Annotated in this window: 11 protein-coding genes; 4 read left to right on the plus strand and 7 right to left on the minus strand. The window is 70.2% G+C overall.

Features of this window, described 5'->3' with window-relative positions; genetic code table 11:
- Positions 1-968: IS256 family transposase (locus H6A21_RS07565; protein WP_204562147.1), on the plus strand; the 968-nt coding region annotated here is incomplete at its 5' end.
- Positions 969-1,071: 103 nt separating this feature from the next.
- Here H6A21_RS07565 and H6A21_RS07570 read toward each other — a convergent pair.
- From H6A21_RS07570 to H6A21_RS07600, 7 genes are all read right to left on the minus strand, one after another.
- Positions 1,072-2,394, minus strand: coding sequence for a transcription antitermination factor NusB (locus tag H6A21_RS07570; RefSeq protein WP_342636083.1), 1,323 nt, complete (start codon positions 2,392-2,394; stop codon positions 1,072-1,074).
- On the minus strand, positions 2,391-3,314 hold the full coding sequence (gene fmt, locus H6A21_RS07575) for a methionyl-tRNA formyltransferase (protein ID WP_204562149.1): 924 nt from the start codon (positions 3,312-3,314) through the stop codon (positions 2,391-2,393). The genes H6A21_RS07570 and fmt overlap by 4 nt, the downstream gene beginning before the upstream one ends.
- A gap of 81 nt (positions 3,315-3,395) precedes the next feature.
- Complete coding sequence (def, locus tag H6A21_RS07580; RefSeq protein ID WP_204562150.1) at positions 3,396-3,932, minus strand: peptide deformylase; 537 nt, start codon at positions 3,930-3,932, stop codon at positions 3,396-3,398.
- A gap of 121 nt (positions 3,933-4,053) precedes the next feature.
- Positions 4,054-6,447, minus strand: coding sequence for a replication restart helicase PriA (priA, locus tag H6A21_RS07585; protein WP_204562151.1), 2,394 nt, complete (start codon positions 6,445-6,447; stop codon positions 4,054-4,056).
- A gap of 167 nt (positions 6,448-6,614) precedes the next feature.
- The gene (gene metK, locus H6A21_RS07590; RefSeq protein WP_204562152.1) at positions 6,615-7,889 is read right to left on the minus strand and encodes a methionine adenosyltransferase; all 1,275 of its coding nucleotides are present in this window, start codon (positions 7,887-7,889) and stop codon (positions 6,615-6,617) included.
- 218 nt (positions 7,890-8,107) lie between these two features.
- A complete protein-coding gene (locus H6A21_RS07595; RefSeq protein WP_204562153.1) occupies positions 8,108-10,654 on the minus strand; it encodes a YhgE/Pip domain-containing protein in 2,547 nt (848 codons plus the stop codon).
- Between the two features lie 21 nt (positions 10,655-10,675).
- Complete coding sequence (locus tag H6A21_RS07600) at positions 10,676-11,368, minus strand: hypothetical protein (protein ID WP_204562154.1); 693 nt, start codon at positions 11,366-11,368, stop codon at positions 10,676-10,678.
- A 226-nt stretch (positions 11,369-11,594) separates the two neighbouring features.
- Between H6A21_RS07600 and gltX the strand changes: the two genes are divergently transcribed.
- The 3 genes from gltX to H6A21_RS07615 all read left to right on the plus strand — a co-directional run bounded on the left by gltX (position 11,595) and on the right by H6A21_RS07615 (position 17,109).
- A complete protein-coding gene (gltX, locus tag H6A21_RS07605; protein WP_204562155.1) occupies positions 11,595-13,076 on the plus strand; it encodes a glutamate--tRNA ligase in 1,482 nt (493 codons plus the stop codon).
- 340 nt (positions 13,077-13,416) lie between these two features.
- Complete coding sequence (gene sdaAA / locus H6A21_RS07610) at positions 13,417-15,024, plus strand: L-serine ammonia-lyase, iron-sulfur-dependent, subunit alpha (RefSeq protein ID WP_204562156.1); 1,608 nt, start codon at positions 13,417-13,419, stop codon at positions 15,022-15,024.
- A gap of 246 nt (positions 15,025-15,270) precedes the next feature.
- Positions 15,271-17,109 (plus strand): L,D-transpeptidase, encoded by a 1,839-nt coding sequence (locus H6A21_RS07615; protein ID WP_204562157.1) that lies wholly within the window; start codon positions 15,271-15,273, stop codon positions 17,107-17,109.
- The last annotated feature ends 17 nt before the right edge of the window (positions 17,110-17,126 follow it).

Genomic DNA, 17,126 nt, shown 5'->3' on the forward strand with positions numbered 1-17,126 from the left:
CCACGTCGTCCGGCGAGGTGACGATCCGCATGCCCAAGCTCAAGGGCATGAGGTTCACGACGGCCATCATCGAGCGCTACCGCCGCCGCGAGACCTCGGTCGAGGAGGCGATGATCGAGATGTACCTCGCGGGCGTCTCGACGCGCAGGATCGAGGACGTCTCCGAGATCCTGTGGGGATCGTCCGTGTCGGCGTCAACCGTCTCCAAGCTGAACGAGAGGGCGTTCGCGTCCGTCGAGGAGTGGCGCAACCGCCCGCTCGACCGGGCGTACCCCTACGTCTACGTCGACGGCATCTACCTCAAAAGGTCGTGGGGTGGCTCCTACGAGAACGTGGCCGTGATGGTGGCCATAGGCGTCAACGACGACGGCTACCGCGAGGTCATCGGCGCGGCCGAGGGATTCACGGAGTCGACCGAGTGCTGGCGGGAGTTCCTCTCGTGGCTGAAGTCCCGAGGCCTGCGCGGCGTGAGGATGTTCACCGGCGACAAGGCGGCCGGCATGGTCGGCTCGATCGCCGAGGTGTTCCCGGGGGCCGCCTACCAGCGCTGCACGGTCCACTTCTACCGCAACGTGCTGGCCAGGGTGCCCAAGTCCAAGCGGCCGAGGGTCGCCGCGATGCTGAAGGCCGTCCACGCCATGGAGTCGCGCGAGGCGGCCGAGGCCAAGGCGCTCGAGGTCGCGTCCGAGCTGGAGGCGTCAAAGCTCGGGGAGGCCGCCAAGGTCGTCCGCGAGGGGTACGCGGAGACCCTGACCTACACGCGCTTCCCGCGTGAGCACTGGCGGCGCATACGCACCAACAACGCCATAGAGCGCCTCAACCGGGAGATTCGCAGGCGCACCCGCGTGGTGGGCACCTTCCCCGACGGGAGGTCCGCCCTTATGCTCGTGACCGCCAGGCTCAAGTACGTCGCCGAGAGCGAGTGGGGCTCCCGCCGCTACCTGGACGTGACGCTGCTGGACGAGTAACCGCACCGGACGGCGGGCCTAGGGGCTGTCGGAAAGTGCGCAAGAATCTTGACGGTACCACCCCGTCCCCCCAGAGGACACCCGTCCCCGATACTTAGAAACCTTACGCGCCGGCCTGCATGATCGCCATGAAGTGGCCGTCGTAGGCACCCGGTGCGGGCATCGTCTGGCACGCCGACTCGACGGCAGAAAAGCGCCTGCCCGCGTCCGTTGCGAGAAACGCCTCGATGACCCGCTCGTTTTCAGAAGCGAGCACCGAGCAGGTGGCGTATATGAGCACACCGCCCGCCGCGACGCGGTTCGCCGCCGCAGCCAGCAGGCTCACCTGCAGCTCGGGCAGCACTCGCAGGGCATCGTCCGCCTCGAGCCGCCAGGGGATCTCCGGATGCCGACGCATCGTACCCGTGCCCGAGCAGGGCGCATCGATAAGCACCGTATCGAAGCGACGGCACTCCCCCGCCTCCGCGTCGAGCGGTGCCAAAACGCTCTCGAGCTCGCAGCCGTCGCCTGCCACGATGCGCACACCCGCGGCAAGCCCGGCCGCCTCCAGGCGCGCGCGGTTGGCGGCGCACTTGCCGGCGCTGAGCTCGACGGCCACGTGCTCACGGGTAAGGTTCGCACGCACCGCGCCGGCAGCGATCATAAACGTCTTCGTACCGCGTCCGGCACCGATCTCAAGGCAGCTTCCCGGACGGACGGCAGCGGCTGCCACGCGCTGCGCGCTCACATCCGACACGACGGCGTCTCCGTGCGCCAGGGCCCCCGACGCCAGCAGCGCGGGACCGTCCACGTCGGCAACACAGCCGGGAATACCATCCACCGCGTGCCCGCCTATGCCCGCGATCTCCTCGACGCGGGGATTCAGGCACACGGCGATGGGCGCGGGCTCGAACTCGCATGCAACCAGCCCTGATGCGGCCGCATCCCCGCTCGCCTCGCGCACGGCATGCACCAGCCACTGGGGCAGACCGCCCCTGCGAGCGAGGCGGACCTCATCAAGCAGAGACGCATCGACGTCATCCGCCGCGAGAAACGAGGCGCGCCCGTCCGCGACGCGCCGCAGCACCGCGTTCGCCAGACCGCTCGCGCTGCGCGCGCAGGAGCGCACGAGCTCCACGCCCTGACTCACCGCAACCTCCGGCGAGGTGCCGAGATACAGCAGCTCGAAGGCGGCGATGCGAAGCGCCCAGCGCACGCGGGGCGCCACCCTCTTCGGGCGGGACAGATAGCGATCGAGCGCCTCGTCAAGGGTGCCCGATGCCGCCGTGGCGCCCAAGGCGAGCCGCAGGGCGAGCCCGCGGTCGCGCGCGTCGAGTGCGCGCATGCGCGCCGCATCCCTCAGCACCTCGCGCACGTAGGCGCCGTCGCGGTCGGCGGCAACGAGCGCCTCCAACGCCGCCCGACGTGCAGGCGAAAGCTTGCTCACGAGAGCTTCTCCCACAGCCCGTCGGCCTCGCGCAGACCAGCGGCCCACGCGCTCGCATCCATGGCGCGCTTGCCGTCGGGCTTCACGCTCACAAGCTCGAGCGCGCCATCCGCGCAGCCGAGCAGCACGCGCTTGCCCGTCTTGGCGAACCTGCCGGCCGCAGGTGCCGTCACGCCCCCAGCGGGCGCAGCCGCGAGCACGCGAAGCGCCTTGCCACAGACGACGCAGCGCGCCGGCGCCGCATCGGAGGAGGCGAGGATGCGCCGGGCGTTATCGACGACCGTCGCTGCCGGGTCGAGCATGAGCTCGGCCTTCTCGATCTTGGGCGCATGGGTCACGAGGCTCTCGTCCTGCTCGGTCCAGGTCGCAGAGCCGTCGGCGATGGCGGGAAGGGTATCTGTCAGAAGCTTGCCGCCCAGCTCCCCGAGCTCGCAGGTCAGCTCGTCGGCGGTCTTGCCCGCGACCGTGCAGCTCGCCTGCGCGCAATACGCCCCGGTATCCACCCCGTGCCCGATGCGCATGATGGAGACGCCGGTGCACTCGTCGCCCGCAAGGATCGAGCGCTGGATCGGCGCCGCGCCGCGCCAACGCGGCAAAAGCGACGCGTGCACGTTCACGCAGCCGAGCGGCGCCATGGTAAGCACTTCATCGGGCAGGATGCAGCCGTAAGCGGCGACGCAGAAGACATCGGCCTTCGCGGCTCGCAGCGCCTCGAGCACCTCCGGCGTCATGCGCTTCGCCTCCACGACGGGTAACCCGAGCTCGAGGGCGGCCGTCTTCACCGGCGAGGGCTCGAGCTTCTTGCCGCGGCTGCGCACGGCATCGGGGCGCGTGAGGACGAGCGCCACCTCATGGGCGGCGGCGAGATGACGCAGCGACGGGACCGAAAACGACGGGGTTCCCATAAACACGACGCGCATGCGCGCCTCCTTTCGACGACTCGGGAACATCCTCCCACCTCAGGGCCGCAGCGCCCCGAACGGGGCGCTGCGCGCGCATCACTAGGACGTCTCGCCCGGCTTGGCGCCATGGGCGAGGGCCTCCTGGTAGTCGTGCATCGCGGCCATGCGCTTACCGGGAGCGAGCCGCTCGAACATCGTGATGCCGTGCAGGTGGTCGATCTCGTGCTGCAGGCATACGCACATGAGGTCGCCCTCCGCCTCGTAGCGAATGAGGTCCGCGTTCAGGTCGTAAGCCTCGACGACCACGCGGTCGGGACGCGCGATCTCGACGTTGATGCCCGGGATGGACAGGCAGCCCTCGGAAAACGGGCGCGTCGTGTCGGAGGTCTCTACGATGCGCGGGTTGATGAGGACGTAGGGGTCGTAATCCTTCTCCGAGGTGTACTCGGTATCGATGACGACGAGCTGGATGAGCTCGCCGACCTGCGGGGCCGCCAGTCCGCACCCGCCGTTTTCGAACATCTGGCGCTTCATCTGCTCTGCGAGGCGCTCGATATTGCCGTCGATCTCCTCGATCTCGGCGCACTCCTGGCGCAGGCGCGGGTCGGGCGACACGACGATGCCGTTGATCTCCATGGGTTATGGCTCCTTCTCAGAATTGATGTCATACGGGTCTATCTTACCCGTATCCGACGCAGGCGTCGTGCTCGGATGCGTCCCAGCGCCGGCATCACCGAACCTGCCGAAGCCTGGCGCGCTACATCAAGTCGTAGGCGTCCACGTCCACGCTCAGCTTCACGCCCGGCTTGGCCCCCACCCGCTCGACGGCGCGGAAGAGCGCCCCCGAGATGTCGAGCCCCGGGGCGCTCTTGATGATGAAGTGATGGCGGTACTGGTCCTTGGCGCGCTCGATGACGCAGCTCGTGGGCCCGAGCAGGCGCACGGGCTCCTCACCTGTACCCGCACCGGCACCCAGCGCATCGGCCTCATCCATGACGGCACGCGCCACCGCACCGATGTAGGCGCGCACGCGCGCATCGTCCCGACCGCGTACGACGACGTTCGTCAGCCGCACATAGGGAGGATAGAGGGCCTCAGCGCGCTCGGCGTCGTCATGGGAGGTGAAGATGGCGCGGTCGTGCGCGGCGACGGCGCGGATCACCGGGTCGTCGGGCAGGTAGGTCTGGATGATGACCTTGCCCGCGCGCTCGCCGCGGCCCGCGCGCCCCGCCACCTGCTCGAGCAGGTCGAAGGCCCGCTCGGAGGCGCGGAAGTCCGGCATCTTGAGCGCGTAGTCCGCGATGACGACGCCGACGAGCGTGACCTCAGGGAAATCGAGTCCCTTGGCGATCATCTGCGTGCCGAGCAGCACCGCGCTCTCGGCCGCATCGAACTCCTCGAGCAGCCGTTTGTGCGCGTCCTTGCCGCGGGTTGAGTCGGCGTCCATGCGGATGACCTTGGCCTCGGGCGGCATGAGCTCGATCAGGGCATCCTCTACCTGCTGGGTCCCCATGCCCATCTTCGCGAGGTAGCGGCTGCCGCATTTGGGGCAGGCGCTACCGGGTGCGGGATAGGGCTGCACGCGGTAGGTGGCGCCGCAGGTGTGGCACTCGAGGGTATGCGTCCGCTCGTGGTAGGTGAGCGCCGTCGAGCAGTGCTTGCAGGTGGGCACGCATCCGCAGTCGCGGCACATGAGGAACGGGGCGAATCCGCGGCGATTGTGCAGAAGCACGGCCTTCTCGCGGCGCTCGGCGACCTCGAGCAGCGCCTCGCGCAGCGGCCGCGAGAAGATCGAGCGCGCACCTCCGGCGAACTCGCGACGCAGGTCGGCCACGATGACATCGGGCAGCCTTCCGGCTCCGGCGCGCTCGGGCATCTCCACGCGACACCAGCGCTGCCCGAGGTACTCCCCCACCCGGCAGCGGTGAAGCGCCTCGGCAGAGGGCGTGGCAGACCCCAGCACCAAGGGGAACCCGCCCAGGTGCGCCATCTGCGCGGCGACCTCGCGCGCGTGGTAGCGCGGGCTCGACCCCTGCTTGTAAGACTGCTCGTGCTCCTCGTCGATCACAATGAGGCCGAGGTCGGACAGCGGGCAGAACAGCGCCGAGCGCGCCCCCACGACGACGCGTGCCGCGCCGGTGCGCACCATATCCCATTGGTCGAGCCGCTCGCCGGCCGACAGCCGCGAGTGGAACACCGCGACCGCGCCGCCGAACCGCGAGCGGAAGCGCCCGACCGTCTGCGCCGTGAGCGAGATCTCCGGCACGAGCACGATCGCGGTCCTCCCCGCGGCGAGCACGTGCTCGATGGCGGCGAGGTAGACCTCGGTCTTGCCCGACCCGGTGACGCCGTCGACGAGGATGACATCGTCCGCCCCGTCGTCCACGGCGCGCTCGATCTCGCCCAGCGCCGCGCTCTGACCGGCCGTGAGCGCCGCCGGGGCGCTCGAGCGAGCCGAGGAGAGCGTCGTCTGGTCGTCGATGCCGCGCCAGGCCCTGCGCTCGCGCACCTCGACGACGCCTCTCTTCTCGAGGGCGCGGATGGCTGCCGACAGATCGGTATACAGCAGGTTCAGCTCGCGCGTCGTCACCGGACCGCAGGCGAGCGCCTCCATGAGCTGCCGCTGCCGCACCGCGCGCGCCGGCGGCAGGTAATCGGCGGCCGCCGGCGTGAGCGACACGACGCGCTCGCGCACCTCCGGAACGGCAGGGGGCTCAAGCTCGTAGCTTCCGTCTGCGGCATGGCGCAGGCGCGGCGTGCCGCCGGGCGGCAGAAAGAGGCGCAGGCACTCGGCGAGCGGCGCCACGTACTCGCGGCTCATCCAATAGGCCACGGCCCCGGCATACGCGGAGCACACCGGCTCGGTCAGCACCGCGTCGATCGCGCGGATCCGCTTGCCGGCAAGCCCCTCTGCCCCGGGCAGCTCGTCAATGCTGTCCGCGAGCGCCACGACGTAACCGATCGCGGGGCGATGCCCGAACGCCACGAGCACCGCGCACCCGACGGCGATATCGCCCGCAAGGGCGGGGGCGACCTCGTAGGCGAACGGGTCGGAGAGGGCGCGGGCGGGAATGTCGACGACCACGGACGCATAGGCGGCAGGCGCAGCGCCGTCCGCGGCAAAAAGGCTTTCAGTCCGTCCGTCCATCATCGATCATCCCCCTCAAATCCTCGAGACGCGCGATGCTCCTACGCCCTGCGCATCATACACCGGCGAGCAGACAGATGCGCGTCGAAGCGCGCCCGGGCACCAACGGGAAGGGGCCGGCCCCGCGCGCAGCGAAGCCGGCCCCGGCTGGCAAACATAGCGTGGGCGCCCTACCTGCCGCAGGCAGCGCGCAGCTCCTCCACGCGGTCGCAGCGCTCCCAGGTGAAGTCGGGATCCTCGCGGCCGAAGTGACCATAGGCGGCCGTCTTCTCGAATATGGGGCGGCGCAGGTCGAGGTCGCGGATGATCGCGCCCGGGCGCAGGTCGAACACCTGCTCGATCGCGCGCTCGATGTCGGCCACGGGCACATGCTCGGTGCCGAACGTCTCGACCATGAGCGACAGCGGGTGCGCCACGCCGATGGCATAGGCGAGCTGGACCTCGCAGCGGTCGGCGAGCCCTGCCGCGACGACGTTTTTCGCCACCCAGCGCGCCGCGTAGGCAGCCGAGCGGTCGACCTTCGTGCAATCCTTGCCGGAGAACGCGCCGCCGCCGTGACGGCCCATGCCGCCATAGGTGTCGACGATGATCTTGCGGCCGGTAAGGCCGGTGTCGCCCATGGGGCCGCCCACGACGAAGCGGCCGGTGGGGTTCACGTAGATGGTCGCGTCGCGCCACGCGATGCCCTCTGCCTCCATGACGGGTGCGATGACGTGCTCGATGAGGTCGGCGCTGATGTGGTCCATGCTCTCGATCTCCGGCGCGTGCTGGGTGGAGATGACGACGGTCTCCACCGCCACGGGACGGTCGTCCTCGTAGCGCACGGTCACCTGCGTCTTGCCGTCCGGGCGCAGATACGGCAGCGTCCCGTCATGGCGCACCGCGGCGAGCTTCTCGGCCAGGCGGCTCGCCAGATAATGGGGCATGGGCATGAGGGTCGAGGTCTCGTTCGACGCGTAGCCGAACATCATGCCCTGGTCGCCCGCGCCGATGAGGTCGAGCGGGTCTGCGGCGCCGTGCTGAGCATCGAAGCTCTGGTCGACGCCCTGGGCGATGTCGGGGCTCTGCTCGTGAATCATATTGATGACGCCGCAGGTCTCGGAGTCGAAGCCGAACTTCGCGCGCGTGTAGCCGATGCGCTCGATGACGCGGCGGGCGATCTTCTGCACGTCGACGTAGGCTTGGCAGCGGATCTCGCCGGACACGATGACCGAGCCGGTGGTGACGAGCGTCTCGCATGCGCAGCGGACGTTCTCGAGGAGTGCCGGCACGCCCTTGTGGTCCACATAGCCCTGTGCCTCGAGCTTAGCCTCCTTGGCGAGGATGGCGTCGAGCACGGCGTCGGAGATCTGGTCGGCGATCTTGTCGGGATGCCCCTCGGTCACGGATTCGGACGTGAACACATAGGTGCGGGGTTCCTGGGTGGAACGAATCTGATCTGGCATAACGCCCCTTTCAACACTCCGCCCGGCGACCGTTACCATTCCGCCGGGCCTCAAAAGCACAGGCCATTGTATACCGTGCGCATCATATTTGCGCCTGCGCCGCCCATGACCTCAGAAGCGCCATGCATGAAGGAGCCGGCGGACGCGCGCGGAGAAAAAGACGGGGGTCCCGATCGGAACCCCCGTACCATACCCCCGATGCGCATGCGGGCGCGCCGTCAGATGCGCACAAGCGAGCGCCGGCGCGCGCGCAGCCCCGAGCAGCACAGGGCGATGAGCGCGAAGACGGCGAGCACGACAAGCGCCGTGCCGACCCCCGCGGTGACGCCGGCAAGCGCCCGGCGCAGGGCGTCGACGAGGACGGGCACCGGGAGCGCGTCCCCCAGCATCTGGAGCGGGCCCGCCGAAAGCGAGGCGGGAACGACGCTGTTCGCGCACGCGAGCTGCAGCGCGAGCAGGCCCAGGGCCACCGGCGTCGCCGCGCGCCCGAACCAGATCCTGAGCGCCTGCGCGATCATGGCGAAGGCGAGCGCGCACACGATGAGCAGCACGGCCGTGGCCGCAAGGTTTCCGACCGAGACGCCGGCAAGCATCAGCACGACCATGCCGAGCGCCGCCTGCACGATGCTGAAAACGCCAAGCGACACCAGGGGCGCGAGCACCGCCTGCCCGTAGCGCCCCGCCGCGACGACGCGCATGTCGAGCACGGGCATGATCGCGCAGGCGAGGATGCTGCCGAGCCACAGCGCGGACACGAGGATTGCCGGCGCGACCTGGGTCGCCGAGCTCACCGGCGCCACGCGCGTCGTCGTGAAGGCGACGGAGCGGGCGGCGACCTCGGCGCGCTCCGAACGGTCGCGGGAAACGTCGGACAGGGTATCGCCCGCCTCGGCCATGCTGTCGGCGATCTGGGCCGTGGCATCCCCGAGCTGCCCGGCGCCATCGGCGAGCTGATCGGTCGCCGTCGCCATGGCCGCGATGCCCTCGCCCAGGCCGGACGCGCCGCCGGCCACGCCCGAGAGCGCTTCCGCGAGCGCCGCGTTGCCCGAGGCCAGCTGGCCGGTCGCCTCGGCCATGGGCGTCAGCGCCTCACCGAGCGCCGAGGCGCCCGTCGCCAGCGCGGACACGCCCGAACCCACGGCGCCGGTTGAGGAGAGCTGCCCGGCGAGCGACGAGACGCCCCGGCCGAGCGTGGTCACCGTGTCGGCAAGACCGGGGGTGTACCCCGCGGTGCCCGCCTCGCCGACGCCGGCAAGCGTCGCCTGCGCCGTCGCGACGCCGCGCGCAAGCGAGCCAGCCGAGGTCGCAGCGGAGGTCGCCGCTCTCACGAGCCCCTCGACCGGCTCGCTCACGCCCGCGGTCGCTTCGCCGAAGCGCTGCGTGGCCGCCACGAGGTCCTCGTTGGCAGCGACGGCGCCGTCGAGCGCCTCCACGGAGGACCCGGCGGTCGCGACGAGGCCCGTCGCGGTATCGGACGCCGCCTGGAGGCGCTCACCCAACGCATCGCGCTCGGAAGCGAGCTCGGTCAGCTGGTCGTCGATTTCCTCCACGCGCGCCGCGCGGTCCTCTGCGGAAAGCTCGGCGTCGGAGGCGACCTCGCGCAGCTGCGCGACCAGCTCGTCCTCGGCTGCATCGAGCGCCTTCGCCTGCTCGACGATACCAGGCGCCTGCTCATCCTCACAGGAGAGCTCTCCTGCGAGCGCAGCGGCCGCGTCGGAGGCGGCCTTCGCGCCCTCGCTCGCGGCCGTCACCCCGCCGGAGACGGTGGCGGCTGCCGTGGCGACCTCCCCCATGGGCTCCGTCACGCTGGAGAGCGCCTGCGAGAGAGCCTCGCCCTGTTGGCCGATCTGGCCGGCGGCCGTCCCGAGCGCGGCGACATCATCCATGTTCTGGCCGAGCGCGTCCGCGACGCCCGACAGCGCGCCGCCGACCTGCTCGACGCCCGAACCCAGGGACTGCGCCGTGCTGGAGATCGTGTCGAGGCCGGAGAGCAGCGCGTCCGCGCCGGCGGCGAGCGGGGCCGCCGCCTGGTCGCGGATCGCCGTCAGGCCCTGGCCGAGCGCCGCGGCGCCCGAGCCCGCCGCCTCGACGCCCTGGGCGATCTGGTCAAGACCGCTTCCGAGCTGCTCGGCCCCGCTCGCGGTGGTGCTGAGTCCTTGGGAGATGGCGCCCGCCCCCTCGACGATACCGTCGAAACCGGCATCGAGCATCGTCGAGCCGTCGGCGGTGAGCGTCAGGCGCGACGCCTCCTGCTGCACATCGGAGAGAACCGACACGAGGTAGTCCTGACCCAGATCCGCGCGCAGGCGGCTCTGCACCTGCTTCAGCACGGCCGAGCCCGCGCTGGTGGCGAGCGCGTTCTCGCCGCCGTTCGAGATGATCTCGACCGTCGCCTGCTGCGGGTCGTCGCCGGACACGCTCTCGACGCTGGCGGAGTAGTTCTCGGGGATCTTCACGACCAGCGCGTACGTCCCCCGCTCGAGACCGGAGGTCGCCTCGTCCTCATCGACCTCGGTCCAGATAAGGTCGGTGGTGTCGCCGAGCGAGTCCACGAGGTCCTCGCCCGCGTGGATGGAGCCGCCCTCATCGAGGTTGACGACGGCCACGGGGACCGCGCCCGCACCGGAAAGCGCCGGCGCGAGCCCCCACACGAGCACGGCCGCGAGCGCGATCGGCACGACGAGCGCGACGGCTGCGATCACGGCGCGACGCGAGCGGAGCGCCGAGACGACGGCGAGTCGGATCGATTCGAAGATGCCGGACATGCGGCATCGACCTCCCTTACGTTAACGATGGGCCCGCAGGCCCTCGAGCGCCTCGGCGGACGGGATATCGAGAGGGAACGCCATATCGGCCGCGGCGGCGACCACAGGGTCGCTCGTCGCCACGGCGACCGTGCAGCCGCTCTTGTGCGAAAAGCTCGCGATGGCCGCCATGACCTCGCAGGCATCGGCGGCGGACAGCCCGCGCAGGCACGCATCCGAAATGTCGAGCGCGGCGACGCGCACCTCGCCCGCGCAGGCAAGCGCCCCCGAAAGCCGCGCGCGGGAGGCGGCGTCTATGTCGTCGGCGCGCTGCTCCGCGCGCGTCGCCACGCCGAAGCAGGCAAGGTACTCGAGGACATCGGGCGCCCCATGCGCGCCCAGGCGCAGGCGCATCTCGCGCGAGACCAGCTCGTCGACCGTGAGCTTCAAATCGACCGGATAGAACTCCGAGAAGATGCCGATGCCGCACACCCCGCGCGAAAGCCTGCCGCCGCCGGTGATATCGACCCCGTCGATGACAAGCGAGCCGGATGTGGGCACCAGATGCCCGCCGATCGCGAGCGCGAGGTCGCGTGCGGGCTCGGCGTCTTCACTCAGAAGAGCGCAGAGCGTCCCCGCGGGCACCTCGAGCGACGCGAACTCGAACGAGCGATGACCGCGCGCCGTGTACCCCGCGTCGACCGCGACGATGCGCGCCTGCCGTTCGTGTTCCATAGGAGCGCCGCCTTTCCATAGCGTACCTGTCATTCCTACCCGGAAGCGGGCGGATAAACCATCATTGTATCGAACTGGTGGCGATCGGCGCACCTCGCTGAGGCCCGGCGGGCGCATCGCGGCAGATTTGCTCATATCCCGCAAATCCGCACGGACGCCGCGGATGCGGGACGGCTGCCATATAATGCTTGGGATTGACTGCAACCGAACCCCATGAGGAGCATCCATGAGCTCAAACGTCCGCGTGCGCTTCGCGCCCTCGCCCACCGGCAAGCTGCACATCGGCGGCGCCCGCACCGCCATCTACAACTGGGCCTTCGCCCGCGCCAACGGCGGCACGTTCATCCTGCGCATCGACGACACCGACCCGACCCGCTCCACGGCCGAGAACACGCAGATCATCCTGCGCGCCATGCGCTGGCTCGGCCTCGACTGGGACGAGGGCCCCGAGGTCGGCGGCGACTTCGGCCCCTATGCCCAGACCGAGCGACTCGACCTCTACCGCGAGGCCGCCGAGCGCCTGCTCGACGAGGGCCGCGCCTACCCCTGCTTCTGCACGCCCGAGCAGCTCGAGGCCGACCGCGAGGCGGCCCGCGCCCGCAAGGACCCCTTCCAGGGCTATCAGCGCCGCTGCCGCGACATCGACCCGGCTGAGGCCCGTGCGCGCATGGACGCCGGCGAGCCCTACACCCTGCGCATCAAGGTGCCCGAGGACCGCGGCGACGTCGTGATCGACGACGCCGTGCACGGTCGGGTGGTCTTCGATGCCAAGGAACTCGACGACTTCGTGATCTTCCGCTCCGACGGCACGCCCACCTACAACTTCGCCACCGTCGTCGACGACGCCGCCATGGGCATCACCCACGTCATCCGCGGCGACGACCACCTCTCCAACACCCCGCGCCAGGTCATGGTCTACGAGGCCCTCGGCGCCCCCGTGCCCACCTTCGCGCACATCTCCATGATTCTCGGCGCCGACGGCAAGAAGCTCTCGAAGCGCCACGGCGCAACCTCCGTGGAGGAGTACCGCGACGCCGGCTACCTGTCCGACGCCTTCGTGAACTACCTGGCCCTGCTCGGCTGGTCGCTCGACGGCGAGACCACCGTCATCCCGCGCGACGTGCTCGCCCGCGAGTTCTCGCTCGAGCGCATCTCGAAGAACCCGGCAACGTTCGACCCCAAGAAGCTCGACTGGATGAACGCCGAGTACATCAACCGCATGGACGACGAGACGTTCACGGATGAGATCATGCTGCCGCAGCTCGCCGAGGCGGGCATCCCCGCCGTACGCTCCGAGCACGACGACGCTTGGTGGAACCTGCTCGCGAGCATCGTGCGCCCGCGCACGAAGATGCCCGCGGACGCCGCGGCGGTAGCCGCCCCCGTCTTCGCCACGGCCGACACGCTCGCCTACGATGAGAAGTCCGTTGCGAAAGGCCTCGCCAAGGAGGGCATGGCGACGATTCTCGACGCCGCGCGCGTGGCGCTCGGCACCCTGGCTGCGGGCGACTGGCGCGCCGAGGCCATCGACGCCGCGCTCGAACCGCTGCCCGAGGCGCTCGACGCCAAGAAGCGCATCGTGTTCCAGGCCATCCGCGTGGCCGAGTGCGGCAACATGGTGAGCCCGCCGCTCGGTGAGACCATGCAGCTCATCGGCCGTGACGACTGCCTGGCGCGCATCGACCGCGCCCGCACGATGGCGCTCTAGCGATCATCTTGTTCGAGGTCGCCCGCGCCCACGCGCCGCAGCCACGGCGATGACGATGAAGGACGTGCCGAATGCCTCGCTCAGGGACCTCCTGAGCGGACGTTCGGCACGTTCTTTTTTGGAGCGGTGGGCGGCTGCGGGCCGCATGGCATGCGCCCCGCCGCAGCCTGCGCTCGCGACATCTGCCAGCGCGCCCCAAGCGCCTTATGGGAGACTTCCTGCCATTTAGGCCAAAACGGAAATCTCTCGTGCCCGCGAGGGGCGCGAAGGGTGACAATAGGCCGTGCCGCGCGAGAGACCGACGCGCGGTGTTATCGGTAGAGACGCGATGGAGCAATTGATGGCAGGAAAACCGCAAACCTTGGCAACGACTTCGGCATTCGAGATCTTGGGGCCGATCATGGTGGGCCCCTCCTCGTCGCATACGGCGGGCGCGCTTCGGTGCGCGAGCGTCGCGGCCTCACTCGTCGAGGGCACGGTCCGAAGCGTCCGCTTCACCCTCTGGAACAGCTTCGCGCATACCTACCGCGGGCACGGCACCGACCGCGCCCTCGTGGCCGGCATCCTCGGGCTTTCCACCGATGATGAGCGCATCCGCGACGCCTTTACACTCGCCGACGAGCGGGGCCTCTCCGTCAACTTCGAGATCGGCGGCGACGATGCGAGCATGCATCCGAACACCGTCGATATCGACATGCGGGCTGATGACGGCTCCCATGTGACCGTGCGCGGCGAGAGCCTCGGCGGCGGCCGGATGCGCATCTCGCGCATCAACGGGGTGGGCGTCGACATCTCGGGCGCCTACTGCACCCTGTTCGTCGCCCACCGCGACGCCCCGGGCGCGCTCGCCGCGCTCACGGCGCTGCTCGCCCGCTGCAACGTGAACATCGCCTTCTGCCGCACCTATCGCACCGAGGCGGGCGGTCAGGCCTATTCCGTGTTCGAGACCGACAGCGCCCCGGACGCCTCCGTCCTGCCGGCGATCCGCGCGCTCGACCTCGTCGACAACGCGACCTTCATCGAGCTTCCCGGCTCCGCCTCCTCGCTCGCCCCGGGCGTCTCCACGCCCGAGCTGTTCGATGACGGCGAGCAGCTGCTCGACGCCTGCGACCGACTTGGCATGAACATCGGCGCCGTCATGGCCGTGCGCGAGGCCCACCTCGTCGGTGAGGACCGCTGCATCGCCTCGATGCGCCGCGTGCTCGCCGTCATGCGGGAGGAGACGACCGCGCCCATCCGCAACCCGCAGATTTCGCTGGGCGGATTCATCGGCGGCGAGGCGCGCGACGTCGCCCTGAACGGCGCCGGACGTCTGTCGAGCGCCCTCATGGGCGATGTGCAGACCATGGCCGTCGCACGCGCGATGGCGGTGCTCGAGCGCAGCGCGTCCATGGGCGTGATCGTTGCCGCCCCGACCGCTGGCTCGGCGGGCATCGTGCCGGGCTGCGTGCTCGCCGAGGCCGAGCACCTGGGGCTCGACGACCACCAGGTCATGGACGCGCTCTTCTGCGCCGCCGCAATCGGCCTCAACCTGTCCACCTCCGCCTGCGTCGCGGGCGCCGAGGGCGGCTGCCAGGCAGAGGTCGGCAGCGCCGCCGCCATGGCGGCGGCAGCCCTCGTGCAGATGCTCGGCGGCTCCCCCGCCTGCGCGCTCGACGCCGCCTCGATCGCCCTTTCGAACCTGCTCGGACTCGTCTGCGACCCGGTCGGTGGGCTTGTGGAGGTGCCCTGTCAGAACCGCAACGCCATCGGCGTCGCCGCCGCGTTCTCCGCAGCGCAGCTCGCCCTTTCCGGCGTCCACAGCCTCGTGCCGTTCGACGAGATGGCGAAGGTCATGCTCTCCGTGGGCCATGCGCTGCCCGCGAGCCTGCGCGAGACGGCCAAGGGCGGTATCGCGACCGCGCCGTCGGCCCTCGCCGCCTGCGCGCGCTGCGGCATCTGCGGATAGACCCCTCCGCGCGCAGCATGGGCTGCAAACAGCCAAGACGGCCATGATGCACCCGACTGACGCCCCCGGGAAGCCTTCTCTCGTCGCTTCCCGGGGGTTTCTCTATACAAACGGTGAACATCGGGTCAAATCCCTGTGGAACCGCACCGGACGGGCGCGCCCGTCTGCGCGGGCGGGTATAATCGGCGCTCGAACGACTTTTCGGGGCCATGCCCCGCGCCATACCGATGGGGGACCACGCCGTCTATGGAACATTTCCCGAACCGCAGAACCAACCGCACCCAGGGGGCCGACCACCTGGCGCCCGTCTCGCGCGCCCAGATCGATGCGAACCGCGCGCGCCACGCCGCGGCAGGTCAGCATAACGCGCCGCAGCAGGCGCCGTCCGCCGCGATCGACCAGGCCACGCACGCCATGCCGGCGACCCAGCAACCCACCCGTGCCATGCCGGCCGGCAAGCAGCCCGCCGACACCGCATCCGCCACGCAGCAGCCGACCCGCGCCATGCCCGCCATGGCCGAGGCGGCCCGCCGCGCACGGGTCCGCACCGATGACGTGCCCCGCCCGATGATGCCCGCGGGCGCTCCCGGACCGTCAGCCAACACGGCGGACGGTGCCCCCGCCGCCCCGCGCAAGCACCACCGCGCCGTCGCCATCGGCCTCGGCGTGGTCGCGGGCGCGCTCGTCATCGCCTACGCTGCGGGCGCCGTCGCGTTCTCCAACACCTACTATCCCAACACGACCATCGCCGGTATCGACGTCTCGCTCACCGACGCCGCCACGGCCGCCGAGCGCATCGAGCAGTCCGTCGGCACCTACTCGCTTGACGTATCGGGTCTCGGCTTCACCTGGAGCTACACCCCCGAGCCCGGCACGTTCAGCGTGGACGCCGACGAGGAGGCGGAAGCGGTGCTCGCCGCCAACGACTCCCTGCTGTGGCCGGTGCACCTCATCGCGCACCTCACGGGCGCCGCCGACGGCGCGGATGACACCGATGCGCAGGACTCCTTTGCGGTCACCTATGACGAGGCCGCCTTCGAGGCCGCCCTCGGTGCCGCCATCGACGAGTTCAACGCACCCCGCGCCGGCACCTTCGACGCCGCCGGCGCCTACGACGAGGCATCGGGCCAGTTCACCGTCGCGAAGGCCCGCTCGAGCCAGCGCCTGTCGCGCGACGCCGTCATCGCCGCCGCCAAGGATGCCGTCGGCCATGCCGAGGTCGCTCTCGAGCTCGACGACTCGATGTACGAGCCGCTCGCGGGCGGCGCCACCGACGAGCAGCTGCAGGCGGCCTGCGACGCCGCCAACCAGATCATCGGCGTGAACGTCACCCTGAAATACGGCGACACGCCCATCGCCACGCTCGACGGCAAGACCATGACGCAGTGGATCACGTTCGACGAGAACCTGAACCCCGTCCTCAACTCGGACGGCCTGTCCGGCTGGATCCGCGACCTCGCGGTGAACGCCCTCGACACGGTGGGCACGGAGCGCACCTACACGCGCGCCGACGGCAAGCAGGTCACCGTCTCGGGCGGCACGTTCGGCTGGGTGAGCGACGAGGCGGCGCTCGCGCAGACCATCCAGGACGCCGTCGCCACGAAGCAGACGGGCGACATCCAGGTCCCCACGAAGCAGACGGGCGACCGCTATGCGGGCAAGGGTCAGCGCGACTGGGGCGCCTATGTCGACATCGACCTCACCGAGCAGTGGGTGCGCTACTACGACGAGAACGACAACCTGCTGTGGCAGTCCGGCTGCATCTCCGGAAGCCCCGTCGACAACAACTACACCCCCACCGGCATCTATTACCTGAACAGCAACAGCGGCGCGGCGACGCTCGTGGGCGCCGACGAGGACGGCGACGGCGAGCCCGACTACAAGACGCCCGTGAAGTACTGGATGCCGTTCGTGGGCGGCGCCGTCGGCCTGCACGACGCGGACTGGCAGGACCCCGACAACTTCGGCAACCCGACGGCCTACGAGTGGACCGGCAGCCACGGCTGCGTGAACCTGCCGCCCGAGAAGGCCGCGGAGCTCTCGAGCATGATCACGGTGGGAACCTGCGTCATCACGCATTACTAGGGAAAAGGGAGGCACGT

The organism is Collinsella tanakaei (assembly GCF_016902615.1).
Taxonomy (GTDB): domain Bacteria; phylum Actinomycetota; class Coriobacteriia; order Coriobacteriales; family Coriobacteriaceae; genus Collinsella; species Collinsella tanakaei_A.